This window comes from Tardiphaga sp. 813_E8_N1_3, from assembly GCF_051811025.1.
GTDB lineage: Bacteria > Pseudomonadota > Alphaproteobacteria > Rhizobiales > Xanthobacteraceae > Tardiphaga.
In genome coordinates, this window is sequence record NZ_JBPWQE010000001.1 from 1034678 (window position 1) to 1058208 (window position 23531).

Below are 23531 nucleotides of genomic sequence, written 5' to 3' on the forward strand. Positions count from 1 at the left end.
GGCGGGCGTTTTTTTGTTTTGGATCGGGCTAATGACGCGGCAGCACTATCGCATCGGCATAATGTTCTCGACGACCGGGTCTTACAGTGTCGTCGCGCGCTCGATGCTGAATGGCGCGTTGCTGGCGTTCCAGGAGAATGCCGAAGCAGACGGTGCGGTGACGTTGGAGCCCGTCGTGGTCAACCCGTCGGGCGATCTTGAACGTTACCGCGCACTTAGTCTGGAGCTGCTTGGCGACGGCATCCGCCAGGTCTTGGGCTGCTATACGTCGTCGAGCCGCAAGGAGGTCATTCCCTGCTTCGAGAAGTTTGACGGGTTGCTCTGGTATCCGTCGCACTATGAGGGATTCGAGAGTTCGGACAATGTGATCTACACCGGAGCATCGCCCAACCAGCACGTGCTGCCGCTGGTCGACTATCTCGCTTCGCGGGTCGGCACCCGCGCATTCTGCGTCGGCTCCAACTACATCTGGGCTTGGGAGAACAATCGCATTTTCCGCGAAGCGTTGACCGCGCGTGGAGGCACTGTGGTCGCGGAACGATACCTGTCCGTGGGCGATACCGAATTCGACCAAGTGATATCGGCGATCCTCGACCAGCGTCCCGATTTCGTCTTCAACAACCTGATCGGTACGAGCGCCTATGCCTTCTTCCGCGCTTTCCGTGCGGCCTGCCGCGCGCGCGGTATCGATCAAGTCAATGAAATTCCGGTGGCCAGCTGCACGCTGTCAGAGCCGGAGCTTGCGGAGATTGGCGACGAGGCTATCGACGGGCACTTGAGTTCCAGCGTCTATTTCTCCTCGCTGGAATCGCCGGCGAACGCGGCATTCATCGCCGCCTATGCCAAGGCCTTTCCCGAGGGGCCAGTGTCATCAGCCGATGCGGAAGCATCCTACATTGCGGTCAAGCTTCTGGCTGCGGCGCTAGAGCAGGCGGGAACCGACGATGCACGCGCCGTGCGCGCCGCGGTCGCCAGCCAGAGTCTGCTGGCACCGCAGGGCGAGGTGCGCATCGATCCGCAAACCTATCACGCCTGGCTGACACCACGGATCGCCCGTTCCACTCTCAATGGGCAGTTCGAAGTGCTGCTGGAGGCACGCACCCCAATCGCGCCAGATCCCTATCTCGTTCAGTCGTCGCCGCGCTTTGCGAGTGCAATGCGCTCTCCCGTGCTCAGAGTGGTGCAGTCATGACATCCCGGTTGCTGCAGAATTTTAAAGGCGGTCGCGCTCTTGTCGTCATCGGACGCGGTGGAAAGGAAGGCTCACTCGAGTCTACTCTCGCCAAACTTGGTGTGACGACCGAATATCCCGACATCGTTGATGGCCGCGCCCAGATCGACGTCGGCAATCTTCAATCTGAGCGCGATATCCTGTTCGTCGACGGCGATCTCGAGGGCGCAGTTGCGATCGAGGTCAATCCTGTTTCGCGCCTGCCGCCGGTGCCGGTGATTGGTCTGGTCGGCGTCGAGGCGCCGAGCCGTCTCAAGGCGCTGGTCAATCTCGGCGCGACGTCCTTCCTGCGTAAGCCGGTCCATGGCGGCGCCGTCTACACGTCACTGTTCATGGGCGTCAACCAGTTCATGCTGCGCAGCGACATGCATGACCGGCTTCAGGATCTTGAAGAACGCCGTCGTAGCCGCCGCGCGGTGATCCGCGCGGTGATCTTCTTGATGCAGCAAGACGGTCTCGATGAAGAGAACGCCTATTCCCAGCTTCGCCGCGAGAGCATGCGCGCGCGGCAGAACCTGGAACTCTACTGCGAGGAATTTCTGAGCAGGCGGGCAAATGCGCCCGATATTCCCGGCCGCGCGACCAGCATCACGCTGCGAGGCGGCAACAAGCAAGCGATGTAGGAGACACCAACATGACCAAGAATGTGTTGCGGGGGCTGCGCGCCGTGGCCCTCACGGGGACGCTTGTTCTCGCGACAGGTGCGGCGTCTGCGCAAGCCCCGATCAAGCTCGGGGTACTGGAGGACCAGTCCGGGGATTTTGCGGTGGCCACCATCGGTAAAGTGCATGCGATCCAGCTCGCGGCCGAGGAGATCAACAAGGCTGGTGGTATAGGCGGCCGGCCACTTGAGCTAGTCACCTACGACACCCAGTCCGACAACACGCGCTATCAGGAATTCATGCGGCGTGTGCTCCAGCGCGACAAGGTCGACGTGGTATTCGCTGGCTTCTCGTCCGCTTCGCGCGAAGCCTATCGCCCGATCGTCGATCAGTTCAACGGCTTCGCATTCTACAACAATCAGTACGAAGGCGGCGTCTGCGACGGCCATATGATTGTCACCGGTGCAGTGCCGGAACAGCAGTTCTCCACGCTCATTCCCTACATGATGGAGAAGTACGGCAAGAACGTTTACACGCTCGCCGCCGATTACAATTTCGGCCAAATCTCAGCGGAGTGGGTGCGCAACATCGTCAAGGAGAACGGCGGCAAGATGGCCGGCGAGGAGTTTATCCCGCTCGGCGTATCCCAGTTCTCGCAGAGCATCCAGAATATCCAAAAAGCAAAACCGGATTTTGTGGTGACGCTATTGGTGGGTACCGCACAGGCCTCCTATTACGAGCAGGCGGCATCCGCCAACGTAAATCTGCCGATGGCCTCGTCGGTCAATGTCGGGCAGGGCTACGAACACAAGCGCTTCAAGCCGCCAAGCCTGAAGGACATGTACGTCACTACCAACTATATCGAGGAAATCGATACTCCGGCCAGCAAGGCATTCTACGCCAAGTTCAAGGCCAAGTTCCCTAACGAGCCCTATGTGAACCAGGAAGCCGAGAATTCCTATCTCGCGGTCTATCTCTACAAGCAGATGGTCGAACGGGCGAAGTCGACCAAGCGGGAAGATATCCGGAAGGTGATCGCGGTCGGTGATGTCTGCATGGATGCGCCGGAGGGCAAGGTCTGTATCGACCCGAAGAGCCAGCACATGTCGCATACCATTTATCTCGCCAAAGTTGGAGCCGATCACTCGATCTCGTTTCCGAAAGTCTGGGAGGGTATCAAGCCCTACTGGCTCGGTGATGCAGGTTGCGATCTGACCAAGAAGGATCCTATGGCACAGTACACGCCGTCGAATCCGCCGCCAAAACCCTGATCTCGGCGTCGACGCCGCCCCGGCTGGTAATTCTGCCTACCGGGGCGGTGTTCTCGAAGGGTTGAAACTTCCATCGCATTTCGAATTTGCATTACCCTGGTTGGTTCATGGACATCGCAACGCATATATTCTCGGCGCTCTATCAATTCGGCGATGCTTTCGCTTTTCTCGTGCTGTCGGCATGTGGGCTCGCGGTGATCTTCGGTATGATGGGCGTGATCAATCTCGCCCATGGCGAGTTCATCATGTGCGGCGCTTACGTCACGGCTTCCACCACCCATATCGGCCTGCCGCTGCCGCTGGCGATCATGACGGGCGCCATCGTCGCCGCGTTGGTCGGCGCGCTGGTCGAACTCGTGGTGATCCGCCATCTTTATGACCGGCCGCTCGATACCATCGTGGCAACCTGGGGCCTGAGTCTGATTGCGACCCAGGGGACGTTGATCATGGTGGGCTCGAGCATGGCCGGCGTCGGAACTCCGTTCGGCAGTTTTCAGGTTGGCGAGTATTCTTACTCCATTTACCGCCTCGTGCTGTTCGCCTCCGCGCTCGGCGTGCTCGGCGGTCTCTATATGTTGTTTAATTGGACCCGTTTCGGCGTGCTTGCCCGTGCCACCATCCAGGTGCCGCACATGGCCGCGGCTCTCGGCACTGATACGCGCCTGATTTACAGCCTCACCTTTGCCTGCGGTGCCGGGCTCGCCGGTCTTGCGGGTGGCCTGTATGCGCCCACCATGACGCTGGTGCCGACCATGGGCGCCACCTTCATCATGGAAGCCTTCGTCACCGTGGTGATTGGCGGCGCCGACGTGTTCCTCGGTACTGCACCGGCTGGCGCGATCCTCGCGGTGGTGAAGTCGGTGATGACCTCCTGGCAGGGACAATTGTTTGGTCAGATCGGTCTGCTGGTCGCCGTGATCATCGTTGTCCGGGTCCTGCCGAAGGGCATCTCCGGCTTCCTGCTGCGCGAACGAACCTGAAGGATCCGCAGCTGTGAACGGTTTGCCTGGTTTCCTCCGCCGCCTCGAAGGCCCGCAGACTGTGGGTCGTGGTCCGGCGTTCTGGATTACGTTCGCCATCGTGTTCGCGATTGCCTGCGCCTATCCGCTGTTCAGCGACGGCTATACGGTCGGCAATACCGTGTATTTCTTCGTCTGGGTGTTCATCGCGCTCAGCCTGTGTGTGATCTGGGGCTATGGCGGTTCGCTCTCGTTCGGGCAGACCGCGTTTTTTGGTATTGCCGGTTATAGCTACGGCATCCTCACCCTCAATTTCGGCTCGGCTTATGGCTTCACCCTGGTCGCGCTGGTGCTGGCGGTCGTAATCGCCGCGCTGTTTGCGTTGCTGCTCGGCTATTTCATGTTCTTCGGCCGCATCGCCGGCGTCTTCCTCGGTATCGTCACGCTGGCGGTGACGCTGATGTTGGAGCGCTTCATGGCCCAGACCGCGGGCCCGGAGTGGCGCATCGGCGCGGCGCGTCTCAACGGGTTTAACGGCATGAGCGCGATGCCGCCGCTGACGATCCCATGGCCCGGTGGCGACATCGTGCTGTTTGCCGACATCGGGCTCTATTACGCCGTGCTGGGATTGCTGCTGCTGGTCTATCTCGGCCTGCGCATCCTGATGAACTCTTCGTTTGGCAATGTCATTGTTGCTATCCGCGAGAATCCGGAGCGCGCGGAGATGCTGGGCTACGACGTGCGCAAATATCAGCTCATCACCTTCGTAATTGGAGCGGCGCTCGCGGGTATTTCCGGCGTGCTTTACACGGTGTGGGGTCAGTACATCACGCCGTCGAGTATGGGCATGACCGCGGCCGCGCTGCCGCTGATCTGGGTCGCAGTCGGTGGCCGCAGCGATCTCACGTCGACCGTGATCGGCACGCTGGTGGTGCTCGCGGCCTTTCAGGCCCTGACCATTTACGGCAGCCAGTACGCGCTGGTGTTCATGGGCGTGCTGCTCGTGCTGACCGTGCTGATCGCGCCGAACGGGCTCGTGCTCGGTGCCATGAATCTGATTTCCCGGCTCGCCGCGCGCCGCAACAAGGGAGACGTCTGATGGCGCTTCTCGAGCTCCGCGGACTCAACAAACATTTCGGCGGCTTGCACGTCACCAATTCGGTCGATCTTGTGCTTGAAGCGGGTGAAATCCACTGCCTGATCGGTCCTAACGGTGCGGGGAAGAGTACGCTATTTAGGTTGATCCTGGGCGAACACCATCCCGGCAGCGGCGATATCCTGTTCGCAGGCGAGAACATCACCGCGCTTAAATCCTTCGCGCGCATTCACCGCGGGCTGTCGGTTAAGTTTCAGGTGCCGGGCGTATTCAAGGGTTTGTCTGTCCGACAGAACCTCGAGATTGCTCTGCAGCGGACGCATCGCGGCGTTGAGCTGGTGCGCGAGATCGATCGACTGTTGACGTTCCTTAACCTCGAAGCTGAGCAGAAGCAGACCGCCGGAAATTTGAGCCACGGCCAGAAGCAGTGGCTCGAGATCGGTATGGCGGTCAGTCTGAAGCCGCAACTGTTGCTGCTTGACGAGCCGACTGCGGGCATGTCGCCGGAAGAGACGCATCAGACCGGCGAGATGGTGCAGCGGTTGAATGCGGACGGCATGACAGTATTGGCGGTCGAACACGACATGGCCTTCGTGCGCCAGGTCGCGCAGCGCGTCACCGTGCTGCATCTTGGACAGGTCTTCGCGCAAGGTTCGATCGATGAGATCGTCGCCGACGAGCGCGTCGCCGCTATCTATCTGGGGCAGGCCCATGCGTAAGGAAGTTATTCTCTCGACGCAGGCCTTGCGCGCCGGTTACGGCGGCAAGCCGGTGCTGCAGAGTCTCGAAATCGAGGTGCGGGAGAGCGAGATCGTCGCTGTGATCGGCCGCAACGGCGTCGGCAAATCGACGCTGATGAAAAGCCTGATTGGCCTCGTGCCGGCGATGAGCGGTTCGATTGTCTATCACGGCGAGGCCGTCGAGTTATTGCCGCCGCACAAACGAGCGCGGCTTGGCATGGGTTATGTGCCACAGGGGCGCGACGTGTTTCCGCGTTTGACGGTGGCCGAAAACATCGCCGTCGGTGCTGCGATCAAGGGTGATATCCCCGAGGAGGGACGGCGACGGATCGTGGAGGCGTTTCCGATCCTCGCCGAACGCTGGAGCCAACGTGCTGGCACCATGTCCGGCGGCCAGCAGCAGCAACTCGCCATCGCGCGTGTGTTGATCGCTGATCCCCATCTCATTCTGCTCGACGAGCCGTCTGAAGGCATTCAGCCGAACATCGTCCAGGACATTGCCCGCAACATGGTCGAACTCAACCGCAGCACTGGCGTCACCATCATCCTGGTCGAGCAGAATCTCGACATGATCCGCGCCATGGCGCAGCGCTGCTACGTGATGGACAAGGGCCGCATTGTCGCAAGCCTCGATCGGGCCGCGCTCGACGACCAAGTGGAAATGCGCCGCCATCTCGCGGTCTGAAACCATCTCACGCCCATAACAACACAGAGACGAAGGAGAACATCGATGGCCTGGCAGGAAAACTCGATTATGGCGAACAGGGGCGTCGCCAAGGGCAAACCCGGCATCCATCACACAATTACCGAACAGGAGCAGGGCAAGTATCACTACGTCTATGGCCCTTACGTGGGGCCGGTGCTGACGGTCGATCCCGGTGCTGTGGTCTCCGCCGAAACCCACGATGCGTTCGAAGGCGCGATCAAGCACGAGACCGACACTCCGTCGAAAATTCTCAACTTTCCCTTTCTCAATCCACAGAATGGCCCGATCTGGGTTAACGGCGCCGAGAAGGGTGATACGCTCGCGGTCTATATTGAGAGCATCGTGCCGCGGGGGCCACAACCGCGCGGCACCACTGTCGTCATGCCGGAATTCGGCGGGCTGGTCGGCACCGGCCAGACCGCGTTGCTCAATCCGGCTTTGCCCGAGCGCGTCAAGAAGCTCGAGATCACTCTCGAGAACGGCACCAAATGGAACGACAAGATCACGCTGCCCTATGAGCCGTTCATCGGCACCATCGGCACTTCGCCGGAGATCGAGGCGATTTCGTCGCTGGTGCCGGACTATTACGGCGGTAACATGGATCTGCCAGATGTCGGCGTCGGCGCGGTGATCTATCTGCCGATCAATACCAAGGGCGCGTTGCTCTATCTCGGCGACTGCCACGCGGCGCAGGGCGACGGCGAACTCTGCGGTGTCGCGATCGAGCATCCGACCGTGACCACGGTCCAGATCGATCTGATCAAGGGCTGGAGCATTGCCTGGCCGCGGCTGGAGACCAAGGACTTCATCATGACGATTGGCTCGGCGCGGCCGATGGAAGATGCTGCGCGCATCGCCTATCGCGAGCTGTGCCGTTGGATGACGGCCGATTATGGCTTTGAGGAGATCGATGCCTACATGCTGCTGACCCAGACCGGCCGCGTCCGGCTCGGCAACATGGTGGATCCGAAATATACGCTCGGCGCTTCGATCAAGAAATCGTTTTTGGTCTAAAAGGGTGAGCCGATCATGTCGCGCGTGCACAAGGTTGCCACGGTTCAGTTCGAACCGACCATGTTCGAGAAGGAACGCAATATCGCGCGGCTGCTCGAGCTCTGCGAGGCGGCGGCGACAGCCGGCGCCCGGCTCATCGTCACGCCAGAGATGGGTACCACGGGCTATTGCTGGTTCGACCGGGCTGAGGTCGCGCCTTTCGTAGAGACGATCCCGGGGCCGACCGCGGATCGCTTCGCAGCGCTCGCGCGGAAACATGACTGCTACATTGTTGTCGGCATGCCGGAGGTCGACAGCGATGGCATATATTTCAACTCTGCGGTGCTGATCGGACCCGAAGGTGTGATTGGCCAGCATCGCAAGACGCATTCCTATATTGCGGAACCGAAATGGTCGGCGGCAGGCGATCTCGGCCATCAGGTCTTCGACACGCCGATCGGGCGCATCGCGTTATTGATCTGCATGGACATCCACTTTGTGGAGACCGCGCGTCTCGTCGCGCTGCAGGGCGCCGATGTGATCTGCCATATCTCGAACTGGCTGGCGGAGCGCACACCGGCTCCATATTGGATTAGCCGGGCGTTTGAGAATGGTTGCTATCTCATCGAAAGTAATCGGTGGGGACTTGAGCGCACGGTCCAGTTCAGCGGCGGCAGTTGCGTCATCGCGCCGGACGGAACTGTCGTGGCTGTGATCGATAGCGGCGACGGCTTTGCGTTGGCGGATATGGATCTGGATGATTCTCGCGCGAGGTGCGTTGGCGGTGAAGCCGTGTTCTCCCAGCGTCGCCCCGAACTTTATGCAGAGCTGCTCTCCGATACGTTCAGCTGGAATCCCCGCGACTTTTTCAAGTTGTATGGCCACAAGCCTTGGCCGGCGGGGCAGGCGTCGCGGGTGACGGTCGCGCAGATGAAACCCGGTAACGAGGTCGAAGCAAATCTCGCGCGCATCACCTCGCTTGCGCGGCAGGCGAAGCTTGAGGACAAAGCCGACCTCGTCGTGTTTCCGGAGCTAGCGCTGAGCGGCCTCATCAATCCCGGCGTGCGAGCGCAGACTGTTCCGGGGCCGGTGACCGATCAGCTCTGCCGTCTGGCCGCCCAGCTCAAGGTGTATCTTGTCGTCGGCATCGCTGAGCGTAGCGGTGATGCGATCTACAACAGCGCGTGCTTGATCGGGCCTGAAGGCCTCGTCGCGGTTTACCGCAAGACCCACTTGACGGACTCCGAGCGTGCCTGGGCGCGTCCCGGCGATGACTGGGTGGTGGCCGACACGTCGGTCGGGCGCATCGGCCTTCTGATCGGTCACGATGCATCGTTTCCTGAAGCCGGCCGCATCCTTGCGCTGCGTGGCTGCGATCTCATCGTCTGCGTTACAGCGATAAGGCAACGTTTCAGCACGCCGCATGCGGGATCGCTTGTGTCGCAGAACTATCCGATCCCGACCGACGCCGATCCCTATCACTGGCATCATTTCCGCGTTCGCGCCGGCGAGAACAATGTGTTCTTTGCATTCTCGAATGTGTTCGATCCCGTCAACGGATATCCGGGCCTCAGCGGCGTGTTCGGCCCCGACACCTTCGAATTCCCGCGTAGGGAAGCCATCGCGGCGGATACTGAAGGGACGGCGACGGCGGTGGTGGACACCACGAATCTCGATACCGTCTATCCGACCAACGTCGTGCGCCGGAAAGATCTGGTCGCGATGCGGATGCCGCACAGCTACCGCGCGTTGATCACGAAGGCTGCGGGCTGACACGCGCGAGAGCACTGATGACAATCATGCAAGCCGAGCAGTCAGGCATCTCAACTGAGGAGTGAACCATGGATCTGGGATTGAAGGGCACGAACGCTCTCGTGACGGGCGGAAGCAAGGGAATCGGTCGTGCGATTGCGGATATGTTCGCTACCGAGGGCGCCAACGTCGCCATCTGCGCGCGACAACAAGAGCAGATCGACAGCATCGTTGCGGCCTTGCAGGCGAAGAGCGTCAAGGCCTGGGGCAAGTCGACCGATGTCGCCGATCCCGTCGCCCTCAAGCAATGGGTTGACGGCGCGGCCGCCGAGCTCGGCGGCGTTGACATCCTCGTCTGCAATGTCAGCGCGCTGGCAGTCGGCGACATCGCAGAAACCTGGGAAAAGTCATTCCGCACCGACATGATGCACACGGTCAACGCGGTGGCGGCCGCGCTTCCCCATCTGGAAAAATCGAAGACGCCGTCGATTGTCATCGTCTCCAGCGTCTCCGGGGTCGAGGTCGATTTCGCCGCCGGCTCCTACGGTGCCTTCAAGGCTGCACTGATCCACTATGCCAAGGGATTGAGCAATCAGCTCGCCGGCAAAGGCGTCCGTGTCAACGCGGTCTCGCCCGGCAACACCTATTTCGAGGGCGGTATATGGCAGGGCATCGAACACGGCTCGCCCGAGCTTTACAAAACGGCCATGAGCTTGAATCCGACTGGTCGAATGGGAACCGCGGAGGAAGTGGCCGCCGGGGTCGTGTTCGTGGCTAGCCCGATCGCGAGCCGCATCTCGGGTACCAACCTCATCATCGACGGTGCACTGACGAGGGCTGTGTAGCTCTGAATCTCTTCGAAACGAGCCGCGACCAGTCGAGGAGCGGGATAGTTCGACGATCATTGCTGAACTAAGAAACAAGAGAATTCATCCACGCTGATGACTGCATAGGAAACTGCATTTTCCTATGCAGTCATCGCCGATCAGCTAACTCGGTGTGATTTCGCCATTTTGCAATGAGCGACATCAACCCGGCGCCAACGCCAAACTGCAGCCGTAGAAACGAAATGGGCTGGAAGGTGGGGCTCAGTCGGTTGGCGCCCTCATGTGCCTCTAATTGGTGGCAGTGAGGCTGGTGATACGACAGCTATGAGCTATCGGTGACCAGAGCGCTTTTCGGCTAAGCTTGGGGCGATAGGCAGCTCCTGGCGCAAAGCCGACTTTGAAATGCTGCGCGCAAGGCAGGCGGAGGGGAAGGCGGTCCGAAATCGCCATTGACAGGTTCTAAAAAAGAACTGACTAATTCAGGCGTCGGTGTTCAGCCGAAAATCGCGATCGAATGATCGCACGCCGCCGTACCTGTTACTCGGCGAGCTTCAGGGGAGGATTACGATGCGTCGAATATCGACTGCGTTAGCGATGTCGCTTGCCTGCTTGTTTGGCTGCTTGGAGGCCCGCGCGGCAGACGCTCCCGGCGTTACTTCCGGAGAGATAAAAATCGGAGGAGTGTACCCATTTAGCGGTCCGGCTTCCTCCATCGGGCTTACGGGCAAAGGCTTGGTCGCCTATGTCCAATCCATCAACGATCGCGGAGGCATCAACGGCCGAAAGATCAACTATATCGTTTTGGACGATGCCTACAGCCCTCCGAAAGCCGTCGAGCATGTCCGGCGTCTCGTCGAGAGCGATGAAGTGTCTTTCATCTTCGGCCAGCTCGGGACAGCGGGAAATACTGCCGTCGCCAAGTACCTCAAAGGAAAGGGCGTACCGAGCATTGCTGTGGTGAGCGGTTCAAGCAAGTTCACCGACGGGAAGGAGTTTCCGCTGACCACAACTGGACTGGTCAGCTACGACACCGAAGGCAAAATCTACGCGAAATTCTTGAACAAGGCGCTTCCTACGGCGAAATACGCGATCCTCTACCAGAACGACGACTTGGGTAAGGACTACGTGAACGCTTTCCGCTCGTTCATGAAGGCGGATTTCGACAAGCGCGTCGTAACTGCTGCCTACGAAGTGTCGGAGCCGACGGTCGACTCGCAGGTCGTCAATCTCAAGAGCTCAGGTGCCGAGGCGCTCTTCATCGCCGGCACACCGAAGTTCGCCGCCCAGGCCATCCGAAAGGCTTCCGAGATCGGCTGGAAGGCGACGGTTGTCATCAACTTTCCGTCCAGTTCGGTCGGAGGCACGCTGCGTCCGGCGGGACTGGACAAATCCGTGGGCGTCGTCGTCGGCACCATCAGCAAAGACCCTTCGGACGTCCGATGGGAGAACGACGATGGCGTGAAAGCTTACAAGCTCTTTTTCGAAAAGTATCTGTCCGGCTCGGATTACAGCAACACCAGTTACCTCACGGGTTACATGCAGGGCATGATATTGGAGCAGATCCTCAAGCAATGTGGTGACGATCTGTCGCGGAAGAACATCGTGATGCAGGCAAAGGCCATCCACGACATGGCGTTGCCGGTGGCCGCGCCCGGCATCCGGATCAATACCAGTCCGATCAATAACATGGTCTGGACACAGCTACAGTTGCAGCGCTGGAGCGGGACGAGCTGGGAGCCGTTTGGCGAGGTGCTGGACGCAAGCTCGGAGTGACCGCGACATTTCCTTGGTCCGTCCCAAACCGGGATGGGCCAAGGAATCAAGCGGGGCTTGCTTTAGTCTTTCTTCCTTTGGACGCAACGGCCTCGCGAGCTCCGGGACCTGGATGGACGTGGACTTCCTTGGCGAGCACCGGCTCACCGCACTCCGAGCAAATCATAAGCGGGTCGAAGTGCTTGCCACATGTTTTGTGCTCATGAAGCATCGGTCTGCCACGCGAGTCGACCATATGGATGTTGCCCCAATGGACGATCGACATGATGATCGGGTAGAGGTCGAGACCCTTCTGGGTCAGAATGTATTCGTACCGCTTAGGCGCTTCCATATAAGGAATGCGTCGTAGAACGCCGAAGCGAACGAGCTTCTTGAGCCGGTCGGCAAGCAGATGTCGCGTGATTCCGAGAGACGCCTGGAAGGCGTCGAACCTACGCTTGCGCAGGAAGCACTCGCGCAGAATCATTAGGCTCCAGCGGTCGCCAATGACTGCGACCGTACGGGCCAGCGAGCACGGCTCCTCCTCTAGTGCATCCCATTTCATTCAGTCTCTCCGGACTCACGTATCCAGCGCATTCTATTTTGGTACGTAATCTAAAACAATAACGATGTCGCCGGCTTGGTTCCTCGCCCACCTTCAACGTTGACAGTTCTAAAATAGAACTTTATCGTCAAAGCAAGGGCAGACGCTCGATCGCGCCCACGAGCACGATGAAGGAGGTGCGGATGACCAATCGGCTGAGACCAGAATTTCATTTCGATTTCGGCAGTCCGAACGCCTACCTTGCGGAAGCGGCACTGCCCAGCATCGAGCACCGCACTGGCATCAAATTCGAGTATGTCCCGGTCTTGCTGGGCGGCATCTACAAGGCCACCGGCAATATGTCACCGGCAGAGTCCCTTCGCGGCATCAAGAACAAGCCGGAATATCAGAAGCTTGAGTCCGAGCGGTTCATCCGGCGGCACGGCGTCACGAAATTCAAGAGCAATCCGTTTTTCCCAGTCAACACGCTGATGTTGATGCGCGGCGCGGTCGCGGCCCGGTTCGAAGGCGTGTTCGAGCCGTATTTCACCGCGGCCTACCATCACATGTGGGAAGAACCGAAGAAGATGGACGACCCTGAAGTCTTCGCCGCGGCCTTCAGGTCCTCCGGCATTGACATCGACAGGCTAATCGCGCGAGCGCAGCAGGACGACGTCAAGCAAAAGCTCATCAAGGACACGAATGACGCGGTCGCCCGCGGGTCGTTCGGGTCGCCAACCTTCTTTGTTGGAAGCGAGATCTTCTTCGGCAAGGACAGTCTCAGGGACGTCGAAGAAGCGATCGTCGAGCAGATATCCGCGCTCCAGTCGAGGACGGCATAGGCCATTCAAAAGTCAATAGAAGCCGCGCCAAAGCGGCTCTTTCCAGGGAGGGTAGAAATGTTGAAGACGGTTGAGCCAGATCACGCGACCCGCATACTTGCCTCGCTACCTCGCCGCATCCATAGCGTCATCGATCGACATGCGGCGGAAACGCCGGCCCGGATCGCGCTCGTCGAAGATGGGGGGGGCTGGACCTACGGCCACCTGCGCGACGCGGTCGCCGACATCGCGCAGGATCTGACGAAAATCGGCATGAGGCCGGGCGATCGCCTGATGATCGTCAGTGAAAACAGTATTGCTCTCGCTGGCCTTCTTTTGGCGGCGAGCCGTCTTGATGTCTGGGCCATCGTCGTGAATCCGCGGCTGTCCGCGCGCGAATTGGATCAAATCAGGGATCACAGCGGTGCCAGGCGCGTGCTGCTTACCGTCGGCGTTTCGAAGGAAGCGGCCACCCATGCCACGCGGTACGAGGCTCAGGTCCAGACAATTGGCCCTCTTTCCGAGATCGCGATCACGGCACTTAATGAGGAGACGTCTCCCGAACCGGTCGAGGAACGCGCGAAGGACCAGGTCGCCGTCCTGATCTACACGTCGGGCACGACCGGCACGCCGAAGGGCGTGATGCTGACGCATGAAAATCTTCTCGTCAGCGCGATGACGACGGCCGAAATTCGTCGCATGATACCCGCGGACAAGCAGTACATCGTGCTGCCGATCTCGCACATCGTTGGGATATCGTTGCTGGTCATGACGTTGATGACCGGCGCCACTGTCAGGCTGGTCGCCAAATATGATCCGGCCGCGCTGGCGAAGGCGATCGCGGAAGAGGGCATCACCATCCTCAACGGCGTTCCTGCCACCTATCAGCGGCTATTGGAGTACAAAGCTGTCAACGGTCTGGAGAGGCTCGATCCAGGTTCGCTGCGCCTCATTGCTGTGGCAGGGGCGCCGCTTGATCTTGAGCTCAAGTCCCGAGTGCAGCAGGAACTCGGGCTTCCGTTGCTGAACGGCTACGGGATCACCGAGTGCTCGCCCGGACTTTCGGGGGTGCGCATCGATGCCCCGCGCGACGACCAGGCTGTGGGGCCACTGTTGCCTGGCATCGAAGCGAAGATCTTGGGAATGGACGGCGCGGCGAAGCCCGCGGGTGAGGTCGGTGAGCTTCATGTCCGTGGTCGCAACGTGATGCGCGGCTACTACCGCGCGCCTGATCTCACGGCAAAGGCGATCGATCCGGACGGATGGTTCAACACGGGCGACTTGGCGCGCTTCGAAGGCGACTGCCTCTATATCGTAGGCCGCACGAAAGAAATGATCATCCGGTCCGGCTTCAATGTCTATCCGGCGGAGATCGAAGCGGTGCTGAGCACGCATCCCTCCGTGGTGCAATGCGCGGTCGTCGGCCGACCCGTCGAGGGCAACGAGGAGGTCGTGGCCTTCGTGCAGCTTCTTCAGGGTACCGAGACGACCGCCGACGACCTGATCGCGCACGTCAGCCCTCAACTGACATCCTACAAACGCCCGTCCGAGATCATCGTGCTGCCGGCGCTGCCGGCCACGTCCACTGGCAAGATCCTCAAACACAAGCTGGCGGAGTCGCTGCGCAGCTAATCAGATCGCGGCGGCTGTCGTCGCCCCAAACTCGCTTCCGGGAGAACTCAGTTGGAAAAACGCAATGCAACGGTCGCCGTCATCGGCGCCGGCGATTTCATCGGCGGTGAAATCGCCAAAAAATTCGCAGCCGAAGGCTTCACGGTATTCGTAGGCCGGCGCCAGGCTGAGAAGCTGGAGCCGCTGATCAAGGAGATCGAAGCTGCCGGTGGGACCGTGTTCGGACGGGCTCTCGATGCGCGCAAGGAAGACGAGATGGTGAAATTCATCTCCGATGCCGACGCTCATGCTCCTTTGGACGTGTGCGTCTTCAATATCGGCGCCAACGTCAATTTTCCGATCGTCGAGACCACGGAGCGCGTGTTCCGCAAAGTCTGGGAGATGGCGTGCTATTCGGGATTCCTCGCCGGGCGCGAGGCAGCGCGGGCAATGCTGGCGCGCGGCAAGGGGAACATCTTCTTCACCGGAGCGACGGCAAGCCTGCGCGGCGGCAACGGTTTCGCAGCCTTCGCGAGCGCCAAGTTCGGTCTCCGCGCCGTCGCGCAATCGATGGCCCGGGAACTCGGGCCAAAGAACATTCATGTCGCGCACCTGATCATCGACTCTAGCGTTGACACGGAATGGGTGCGGCAGCTGATCACCAGCCGCGAAGGGCCGCAGGCGATGGAAAACCTCGATCCGAACCGGCTCATGCGGCCGGCGGCGGTCGCCGAGGCATACTGGTCCCTCTACCAGCAACCGCGCGACGCATGGACCTTCGAGCATGAGATTCGTCCATTCGGCGAGAAGTGGTAGCTCGCCATGGAGCTCAACCTTTCGGCCGAAGATGCGGCATTCCGTGACGAAGCTCGCTCCTTCATCGCGGAAAACTACCCGAAGGAAATGCGTGTCGCGAATCCCGAGACGGATCTCACGAAAGAGCAATCGCTCCTTTGGCACAGAATCCTCCATCAGAAGGGCTGGATCGCGCCGCTCTGGCCGAAGGAATATGGCGGCCCCGGTTGGTCGCTGACCCAGCGCTTCATCTGGGACCAGGAGACCTCGCGTGCGGGAACGCTTCCGCCGCTCGCCTTCAGCGTGACCATGGTCGGTCCGGTCATCTACACCTTCGGGACGGAGGCGCAGAAGGCGAGGTTCCTGCCGCGCATATTGTCGGGCGAGGACTGGTGGTGCCAAGGTTACTCGGAGCCGGGTTCGGGCTCGGATCTAGCCTCCGTCAGGACCAAGGCGGTTCGTGATGGCGATCATTACGTCGTCAACGGGCACAAGACATGGACCACTCTCGCACAACACGCGGATTGGATCTTCTGCCTCGTCCGCACCGATCCGTCCGCGAAGCCCCAGGCAGGCATCTCCTTCCTATTGATAGACATGAGGGCGCCTGGCGTCACCGTGCGCCCGATCATCACTATCGACGGCTCACATGAGGTCAACGACGTCTTCCTTGAGGACGTGCGGGTGCCGATCGAGAATCTGATCGGCGAGGAAAACAAGGGCTGGACCTACGCAAAATTCCTCCTCGGCAACGAACGCACCAGCATGGCGGGTATCGGTCGTTCGACGCGGTACCTGCGGCGGCTCAAGGACATCGTCAGGGCCGAAATTCCCGAGGACGATCCGAGTTTCGCGGAATTCATCCGCGAGATCGCCCGTGTCGAATTGGATGTGCTGGCCCTTGAAGCGACGGAGTTGAGGGTCGTCGCGCAAATGTCGCGTGGAATCGACCCCGGACCGGCCGCATCGCTCTTCAAGATCAGAGGCACCGAGATCTTTCAGCGCATTACCGATCTCACGCACCGCGCGATAGGCAGCTACGGCGTCGCTCTTCGGGAGCATTCCGTCGGCGGCAATCGCTTCATGCCGGGGCCGGACTATGGGCACACGGCGGCTGAAAAATACCTCAACTCGCGAAAGCTCAGCATTTACGGCGGTTCCAACGAGATTCAACGCAACATCATCGCGAAAGCCGTGCTCGGTCTTTGACCCGCACCAGGAGAGGCGTCCATGGACATCGAACTGACCGAAGACCAGGAATTGCTCCGCAACAGTGTGCAACGTTTCCTGAGGGATGAATACGGCTTCGATGAACGAGCGAAGATCGTCGCGGGCGAAGATGGTTGGAGTCGCGCGGTGTGGGCAAAGTTCGCCGACCTCGGTCTTCTGGCAGCGCCGTTCGCGGAGGAATATGGCGGCCTCGGGAACGGCCCGCTGACGACCATGATCGTCATGCAGGAGTTCGGCCGCAGCCTCGTCGTCGAGCCATATTTCGAGACGGTCGTGCTGGCGGGAGGGCTAATCGAGGCATTGGGGACCGACGACCAACGCGGGGAATTGCTCGCCGAGATCGCAGCGGGCGAGGCGATATGGGCTTTGGCGTGGGCTGAGCCCGGATCTCGCTACAACCTCAACAAGGTGTCGGCGTCCGCCGACCGAAGTGGCGATGACTACGTCCTGTCAGGAACGAAAGCCGCCGTGATCGGTGCTCCGTGGGCCGACCGGCTGATCGTCTCCGCGAGAACGTCCGGCCGAGATGGCGATCGTGACGGCGTGTCCCTGTTCATCGTTGACAGCCGGGCGACCGGTTTACACATGCAAAGCTACCGGACGGTCGACGGTAGGCGCGCCGCCGAGGTCACACTGAAGGATGTTCGCATCCCGGCGGTCAACCTGCTCGGACGCGAAGGCCAGGGGGGCGCCGCGCTCGAGAGCTGTCGCGACCGCGGCATCGGCGGACTGTGTGCCGAGGCCATAGGCGCAATGACCGAGCTGAATGCGGCGACGCTAGACTACAGCAAGACCCGCAAGCAATTCGGCGTGACCCTCGGATCGTTTCAGGTGCTGCAGCACAGAATGGTCGACATGTTCATCGCACTGCAGGAAGCCGTCTCGTTGATGCAGCATCTGACCCTGACGCTTGTGTCCAACGACGCCCATGTCACGAAGCTCGCCTCCGGTGCGAAGACAAAGGTCGGATATGCTGCGCGCTTCATCGGCGAACAGGCGATCCAGCTTCACGGTGGCATGGGCATGAGCGACGAGCTCAAGGTCGGTCACTATTTCAAGCGCATCGGCGCCATCGACATCCAGTTCGGCGACCCCGCTTTCCATCTGATGCGATTCGTCCGCGCCGCGTGACACGCGGTCACGGCCGTCCCATCCAGCAAAGGAAATAATAAATGACCGAAGCCGTAATCGTATCGACCGCCCGCACCCCGATCGGAAAGGCCTACAAGGGGGCGCTCAACAATACCGAAGGTGCGACCATGATGGGACACGCCATTTCGGCTGCGCTCGCACGTGCGAACATCGTCGGTGGAGAAGTCGAGGACGTCGTGATGGGATGCGCCATGCAGCAGGGCACGACGGGGTCGAACATCGCGCGTAAGGCTCTGCTTCGCGCCGGTCTTCCCGTCACGGTCGCCGGCACTACCATCGACAGACAGTGCGCGTCGGGGCTTCAGGCGATCGCGCTTGCCGCTCGGTCGGTGATCTTCGATGGCGTGGAGGTCGCGGTCGGCGGAGGCGGTGAATCCATCAGCCTGGTCCAGAACGAACACATGAACCAGTGGCATGCGGTCGATCCGGAGCTCCTGGCGATCAAAGGCGACGCTTACATCGCCATGCTGGATACTGCCGAAAACGTCGCAAAACGCTACAACATCTCTCGGGACGCGCAGGACGAATACGGTCTCGAAAGTCAGCGCCGCACCGCAGCCGCGCAACAGGCCGGCCGCTTCAATGACGAACTGGCGCCGATCAAGACGACGATGGCCGTGACGAACAAGGAGACCGGCGCCATCTCCTACAACGAGATCGCGCTCTCGACGGACGAGGGCCCGCGTCCCGACACCACCGCCGAGGGGTTGGCCAAGGTCAAGCCCGCGAAGGGCCCGGGCTACACGATCACCGGCGGCAACGCGAGCCAGCTATCGGACGGTGCCAGCGCCACCGTTATCATGAGTGACAAGCTCGCCGCCCAGAAGGGCCTGAAGCCACTCGGAATCTTTCGTGGCTTCGTCTCGGCGGGTTGCGAGCCCGACGAGATGGGCATCGGGCCGATCTTCGCCGTTCCGCGTCTGCTCAAACGTCATGGTCTCAGCATCGACGACATCGACCTTTGGGAATTGAACGAGGCATTCGCGGTCCAGGTTATCTACTGCCGCGACAAGCTCGGCATTGATCCCGAGAAGCTCAACGTCAACGGCGGCTCCATCGCGGTCGGTCACCCCTATGGCATGACCGGCGCGCGTCTGACGGGTCACGCGTTGATCGAGGGGCGTCGTCGAAAGGCAAAATACGCCGTGGTCACCATGTGCGTAGGCGGCGGCATGGGCGCAGCCGGCCTGCTCGAAATCGTCAACTGAGCGCCACGCAAACTAGACAGCAAAAGCCGGAGATCTTCATGAGGACTGCCATCACGGACCTGTTCGGTATCGAACACCCCATCATTCAAGGCGGCATGCACTATGTGGGCTTTGCTGAACTCGCCGCGGCCGTCTCGAACGCCGGTGGCCTCGGCATCATCACCGGATTGACCCAGCGGACGCCTGAGAATCTCGCGAAGGAGATCGCGCGCTGTCACGACATGACCGACAAGCCGTTCGGCGTGAACCTGACGTTTCTGCCGTCGTTCGACGCCCCGCCATATCCGGAATACATCGCCGCGATCAAGGAAGGTGGCATCAAGGCCGTCGAGACCGCCGGCCGAAGTCCTGAGCAGTACATGCCGGCCCTAAAGGAGGCGGGCATCAAAGTCATCCACAAGTGCACGTCCGTCCGCCATTCGTTGAAGGCGGAGAAGATCGGTTGCGACGCGGTCAGCGTCGACGGATTCGAATGCGGTGGTCATCCCGGCGAAGACGACATGCCGAACATGATACTCCTGCCGCGTGCCGCCGAGGAGCTGAAGATTCCTTTCGTGGCGTCCGGCGGCATGGCCGATGCCCGAAGCTTGGTCGCGGCGCTCGCGATGGGCGCTGCCGGGATGAACATGGGCACCCGGTTCGTGGCGACGAAAGAGGCGCCTGTCCATCAGAACGTCAAGGATGCGATCGTCAAGGCGTCGGAACTCGATACGCGTCTGGTGATGCGCTCGTTAAGGAACACCGAGCGTGTTCTCAACAACGCCGGCGTCGAGCGGTTGATCGCAACCGAACGCGCTAAGGGCGACACATTGGTCATCGGCGACATCATCAATGAAGTGGCAGGCGTATATCCGAAAGTCATGGTCGACGGTGATATGGACGCCGGCGCCTGGAGCTGCGGAATGGTCGCGGGCCTCATTAACGACATCCCCACCGTCAAGGAGCTGATCGATCGCATCATGGCGGACGCCGAAAGCATCATCCGCCAGCGCTTGACCGGCTTTCTCGACGCCCCCGCTCGCGAACCCCTGCGCGCTGCAAGCTGAGGACGATGGCATGACGGATCATTTGAAGACGGATGTCATCGATGGCGTGATGACACTCACGATCTCGCGTCCCGAGAAGAAGAACGCGCTGACCGGAGCGATGTACGACGCGATGTCAGAAGGCCTCGAACGTGCCGAAAGGGATCCTGGCGTCAAGGTCGTTCTGTTTCAGGGCGACGGCGACAGCTTCACCTCCGGAAACGACTTGGCGGACTTTGCCGCCCAGTCCAAGGCAAACGAAACCAGCGACAGTCCCGCTTTCCGCTTCATCGGTAATCTAGCAAAGGCGACCAAGCCGCTTGTCGCGGCCGTCCAGGGAAACGCCGTTGGGGTCGGAACCACAATGCTCCTGCATTGCGATCTCGTCTACCTGGCGGAAAATGCGCGCCTCATCACGCCTTTCGTCAACCTGGCGCTGGTGCCCGAAGCCGCGTCGAGTTGGTTGCTCCCTTCGCGGATCGGGCACGTGAGGGCGTATGCCATGTTCGCGTTGGGAGAACCGATGGATGCCGCAACCGCACTTCAATGCGGACTTGCCAATGCCGTTGTCCCTATCGGCGAGGTTCGTGTGAGGGCGGAGACCGCCGCCCTCACTTTGACGCAGCGTCCGACGGGCGCACTTCGCCATACAAAGCTTTTGATGCGGGAGCAGCAGGAGATGGTCGAAAGGATCGCGGAGGAGAGCGCTCTTTTCAAAGAGCGGCTTCAGAGCGCGGAAGCTCGCGAGGCCTTCTCCGCCTTTATAGAGAAGCGAAAGCCCGATTTCACGAAAGTCTAAATCAGCACCGGTCGACCGACACTGGCGGGCAATTTCGCGAATGGCAAGAAGCCGTCGGGTCTCACCATCGGGTGGATCCCCTATGCGGTTGACGGTTCCGGATGATCTGCACCCCGCCGTGTGGCAGCAGGCTGCGTCGCCGTGGTTGATGAATGGCTAACGGAGCCTCCGGGTGGTAACTGGCTGTGGTTCGGCGTGTTCATTCGCTCCACCACTCATATATTATAGCAAGCACACGGACGGTGCCGCTTTTCTCGTTGATCTTTGAATGACCACTAATGGCGCAAAGCGGACATTCATTCGTAAAAGCGGGTCCCTTGCGGAGGGTCTGCCATTGGTGCGGCCGTGGTTGCAGATCACTGACACGCCCGATGCTTCCAGGCGCCGGATTTCTTCGAAGGATTTGACGCAGAGGTCCGGATTTCGCGTATTGCGAGGGGCCGGTATTGCGATCGAGATTTTAGCGCTGGAAGCGTCCTGGCTCCGATCTCAAGCCGTGTGCTGGGCGCCTGGCGAGCTCGGCCATTTGGGTTATACGGTGCAATGTGGACGTCCAGCCTTCCGTGCTGCTACTTGTTCGGTCGCATTCATCTCGATCGTTTGTCCGGGCCCCGTTTCGCATGCAGAATTCCACTGGCCAGAGGAGACGGATGTCGCTGGCGGGCATCCGTCTTGACCGGGCTTCGTCAGTGGCATTGCCCCAGCAAATCGCGGCGCAGATGCGCGACGGGATGCTGCACGGAACGCTGCCGGCGGGCACCCAGTTTCTCGGTTCGCGGGAGATCGCGCGCGAACTCGGCTGCTCGCGCATGGTGGTGCTGAGTGCCTGGGACATCCTCTATGCCGAAGGCTATCTGGAATCGATGCCGCGCGGCGGTGTCTCCGTCGCCGCAGTCAGCCGCAACGCGGCATCGCCGGCAGGTGCGTCTGCGGATACCTCTCGTATCGCCGGTCCCATCTCTCAGCGCTGGCAGTCGCTGATTGGCTTCACCTACGAGACCAATTGGGCGTCCGATTTCAGCCCCGGTGCGCCCGATATCTCGACCTTTCCGTTCGGCGACTGGGCTCGGTTGCTGCGCCAGACGTCGCTGCAACCCGACAAGGAGGAATGCCTCGATTTGTCCCCCGCCGGGCTTCCCGAGCTTCGGCGCGAGATCGCGGATTTCCTCGGCGCGGTACGTGGGCTCGTCTGCACGCCTGAGCAGATCGTCGTTACCTCGGGCACTTCCAGCGCGCTCGACCTGTGCAGCCGCATGATCCTCGATCATGGCGACGAAGTCTGGGTGGAGGAACCGGGCTTCGTCGAGGCGCAGTGGTCGCTGACAGCGGCGGGCGGTAAACTGGTGCCGATACCGGTGGACGACAAGGGGCTGTGCGTCACCGAGGGCATTCGCCGCGCGCCGAACGCGAAGCTGATCGTGGTGACGCCGTCGCATCAATATCCGCTCGGCGTCAGCATGGGGCTGGAGCGGCGGCTGGAATTGCTTGACTGGGCCAATCGCAACGACGTCTGGATTGTCGAGGACGACTACAATTCCGAGTTCCGGCATCAGGACAGTATGATCGCGTCGCTGAAGTCGCTCGACCGCGAGCAGCGCGTGATCTATCTCGGCACCTTCTCCAAGATCATGATGCCGAGCTTGCGCTTAGGCTACATCGTCGCGCCGGAGCGCTTCGTCGAGATCTTCACGAAGGGCCGCGCGCGCATCGACGTGCACAGTTCCGGCATCGGCCAGCGCGCGCTCGCCGAATTCATGCGCGAGGGCCATCTGCTGCGCCATCTCCGCCGCATGCGAAAAGTTTATGCGGAGCGGCAGCAGGCCCTGATGGATGCTATCCGTCAGTATTTGCCGGACGATCTCACCGTCGCTCCTTGTGCAACCGGTCTTCATCTCGTCGCTCTGTTCACCGAGCGCCTGAAGGCGCGGATGAGCGATGTGGAGGCGGCACGGCTGTTGAAGCAAGGGGGTCTCCACGTGCAGCCGCTATCGCAGAATCATCTGGAGACGCCGATCTATGCCGGCCTCGTATTGGGTTATGGCCGCCTCAAGCCCACCGATGCGCCGCGCCTGATCGCGAAAATGGCGCAGATTCTTGGTGTGGAGCCATCCGCAGCAAAAAAATAATACGAGCCGCCAGATGCGTTCCCGGCAACGGCCGCGCGCCTGCGAATTGCTCAATCTTCAGCGGGTGGCGCAGTTGCCGATGCGCAGGTGCGATCTCGTCGACCCATCGATGGTGCGATAACTGCCACACCTCCTGCATCTGAATGAGTCGGCGTGGCCTTGGAATCGTTGCTGCATTCGCGTGCAGCACCTGCACTGTAACAAAGCACCTTGGCGTCTCGCTCGTGCGTTACCCTGTGTTCGGCAATCTGGCCTAGTCGTTTCTGGTAAGTCTGGCTCTATCCGGACGCG

The 23531-nt window shown here is 60.6% G+C and carries 21 protein-coding genes; 20 read left to right on the forward strand and 1 reads right to left on the reverse strand.

The features are described 5' to 3' along the window. The first annotated feature begins 31 nt into the window (after positions 1 to 31). The 11 genes from AB8A33_RS04885 to AB8A33_RS04935 all read left to right on the forward strand — a co-directional run bounded on the left by AB8A33_RS04885 (position 32) and on the right by AB8A33_RS04935 (position 11950). On the forward strand, positions 32 to 1192 hold the full coding sequence (locus AB8A33_RS04885) for a transporter substrate-binding domain-containing protein (RefSeq protein WP_439091742.1): 1161 nt from the start codon (positions 32 to 34) through the stop codon (positions 1190 to 1192). Continuing rightward, the gene (locus AB8A33_RS04890) at positions 1189 to 1854 is read left to right on the forward strand and encodes an ANTAR domain-containing response regulator (RefSeq protein WP_439091744.1); all 666 of its coding nucleotides are present in this window, start codon (positions 1189 to 1191) and stop codon (positions 1852 to 1854) included. The genes AB8A33_RS04885 and AB8A33_RS04890 overlap by 4 nt, the downstream gene beginning before the upstream one ends. An 11-nt stretch (positions 1855 to 1865) precedes the next feature. After that, positions 1866 to 3104 carry an urea ABC transporter substrate-binding protein gene (locus tag AB8A33_RS04895; RefSeq protein ID WP_439091746.1) on the forward strand — a complete coding sequence of 413 codons (1239 nt, stop codon included), beginning with the start codon at positions 1866 to 1868 and terminating at the stop codon, positions 3102 to 3104. Between the two features lie 107 nt (positions 3105 to 3211). Further along, a complete protein-coding gene (locus AB8A33_RS04900; RefSeq protein ID WP_439091748.1) occupies positions 3212 to 4084 on the forward strand; it encodes an ABC transporter permease subunit in 873 nt (290 codons plus the stop codon). A 13-nt stretch (positions 4085 to 4097) separates the two neighbouring features. After that, complete coding sequence (locus tag AB8A33_RS04905) at positions 4098 to 5162, forward strand: branched-chain amino acid ABC transporter permease (RefSeq protein WP_439091750.1); 1065 nt, start codon at positions 4098 to 4100, stop codon at positions 5160 to 5162. After that, positions 5162 to 5878 (forward strand): ATP-binding cassette domain-containing protein, encoded by a 717-nt coding sequence (locus tag AB8A33_RS04910; protein ID WP_439091751.1) that lies wholly within the window; start codon positions 5162 to 5164, stop codon positions 5876 to 5878. The genes AB8A33_RS04905 and AB8A33_RS04910 overlap by 1 nt, the downstream gene beginning before the upstream one ends. After that, entirely contained in the window at positions 5871 to 6584 is a 714-nt protein-coding gene (locus AB8A33_RS04915; RefSeq protein WP_439091752.1) for an ABC transporter ATP-binding protein, read from the forward strand. The genes AB8A33_RS04910 and AB8A33_RS04915 overlap by 8 nt, the downstream gene beginning before the upstream one ends. A gap of 45 nt (positions 6585 to 6629) precedes the next feature. After that, positions 6630 to 7619 (forward strand): acetamidase/formamidase family protein, encoded by a 990-nt coding sequence (locus AB8A33_RS04920; protein WP_439091753.1) that lies wholly within the window; start codon positions 6630 to 6632, stop codon positions 7617 to 7619. Positions 7620 to 7634: 15 nt separating this feature from the next. Beyond that, positions 7635 to 9371: a nitrilase-related carbon-nitrogen hydrolase gene (locus AB8A33_RS04925; RefSeq protein ID WP_439091754.1), complete on the forward strand. Its 1737-nt coding sequence runs from the start codon at positions 7635 to 7637 to the stop codon at positions 9369 to 9371. Positions 9372 to 9439: 68 nt separating this feature from the next. Next, complete coding sequence (locus tag AB8A33_RS04930) at positions 9440 to 10195, forward strand: SDR family NAD(P)-dependent oxidoreductase (protein ID WP_439091755.1); 756 nt, start codon at positions 9440 to 9442, stop codon at positions 10193 to 10195. Positions 10196 to 10744: 549 nt separating this feature from the next. Continuing rightward, a complete protein-coding gene (locus tag AB8A33_RS04935) occupies positions 10745 to 11950 on the forward strand; it encodes an ABC transporter substrate-binding protein (RefSeq protein ID WP_439091756.1) in 1206 nt (401 codons plus the stop codon). A 46-nt stretch (positions 11951 to 11996) separates the two neighbouring features. On the opposite strand, the gene AB8A33_RS04940 is transcribed toward AB8A33_RS04935, so the two are convergent. After that, positions 11997 to 12494, reverse strand: a complete 498-nt coding sequence (locus AB8A33_RS04940) for a winged helix-turn-helix transcriptional regulator (RefSeq protein ID WP_439091757.1) — start codon at positions 12492 to 12494, stop codon at positions 11997 to 11999. A gap of 182 nt (positions 12495 to 12676) precedes the next feature. Here AB8A33_RS04940 and AB8A33_RS04945 point away from each other — a divergent pair, with 182 nt between their 5' ends. The 9 genes from AB8A33_RS04945 to AB8A33_RS04985 all read left to right on the forward strand — a co-directional run bounded on the left by AB8A33_RS04945 (position 12677) and on the right by AB8A33_RS04985 (position 23240). Then, a complete protein-coding gene (locus tag AB8A33_RS04945; protein WP_439091758.1) occupies positions 12677 to 13315 on the forward strand; it encodes a 2-hydroxychromene-2-carboxylate isomerase in 639 nt (212 codons plus the stop codon). A gap of 57 nt (positions 13316 to 13372) precedes the next feature. Further along, on the forward strand, positions 13373 to 14926 hold the full coding sequence (locus tag AB8A33_RS04950) for a class I adenylate-forming enzyme family protein (protein WP_439091759.1): 1554 nt from the start codon (positions 13373 to 13375) through the stop codon (positions 14924 to 14926). 51 nt (positions 14927 to 14977) lie between these two features. Next, a complete protein-coding gene (locus AB8A33_RS04955; protein WP_439091760.1) occupies positions 14978 to 15721 on the forward strand; it encodes an SDR family NAD(P)-dependent oxidoreductase in 744 nt (247 codons plus the stop codon). A gap of 6 nt (positions 15722 to 15727) precedes the next feature. Continuing rightward, positions 15728 to 16909: an acyl-CoA dehydrogenase family protein gene (locus AB8A33_RS04960; protein WP_439091761.1), complete on the forward strand. Its 1182-nt coding sequence runs from the start codon at positions 15728 to 15730 to the stop codon at positions 16907 to 16909. Between the two features lie 21 nt (positions 16910 to 16930). Then, a complete protein-coding gene (locus tag AB8A33_RS04965; RefSeq protein WP_439091762.1) occupies positions 16931 to 18061 on the forward strand; it encodes an acyl-CoA dehydrogenase family protein in 1131 nt (376 codons plus the stop codon). A 41-nt stretch (positions 18062 to 18102) separates the two neighbouring features. Next, the gene (locus tag AB8A33_RS04970; RefSeq protein ID WP_439091763.1) at positions 18103 to 19290 is read left to right on the forward strand and encodes an acetyl-CoA C-acyltransferase; all 1188 of its coding nucleotides are present in this window, start codon (positions 18103 to 18105) and stop codon (positions 19288 to 19290) included. A 38-nt stretch (positions 19291 to 19328) separates the two neighbouring features. Continuing rightward, complete coding sequence (locus AB8A33_RS04975) at positions 19329 to 20336, forward strand: NAD(P)H-dependent flavin oxidoreductase (protein ID WP_439091764.1); 1008 nt, start codon at positions 19329 to 19331, stop codon at positions 20334 to 20336. Positions 20337 to 20346: 10 nt separating this feature from the next. Further along, the gene (locus tag AB8A33_RS04980; RefSeq protein WP_439091765.1) at positions 20347 to 21114 is read left to right on the forward strand and encodes an enoyl-CoA hydratase; all 768 of its coding nucleotides are present in this window, start codon (positions 20347 to 20349) and stop codon (positions 21112 to 21114) included. A 650-nt stretch (positions 21115 to 21764) separates the two neighbouring features. Continuing rightward, positions 21765 to 23240 (forward strand): PLP-dependent aminotransferase family protein, encoded by a 1476-nt coding sequence (locus AB8A33_RS04985; RefSeq protein ID WP_439091766.1) that lies wholly within the window; start codon positions 21765 to 21767, stop codon positions 23238 to 23240. Positions 23241 to 23531 lie beyond the last annotated feature (291 nt).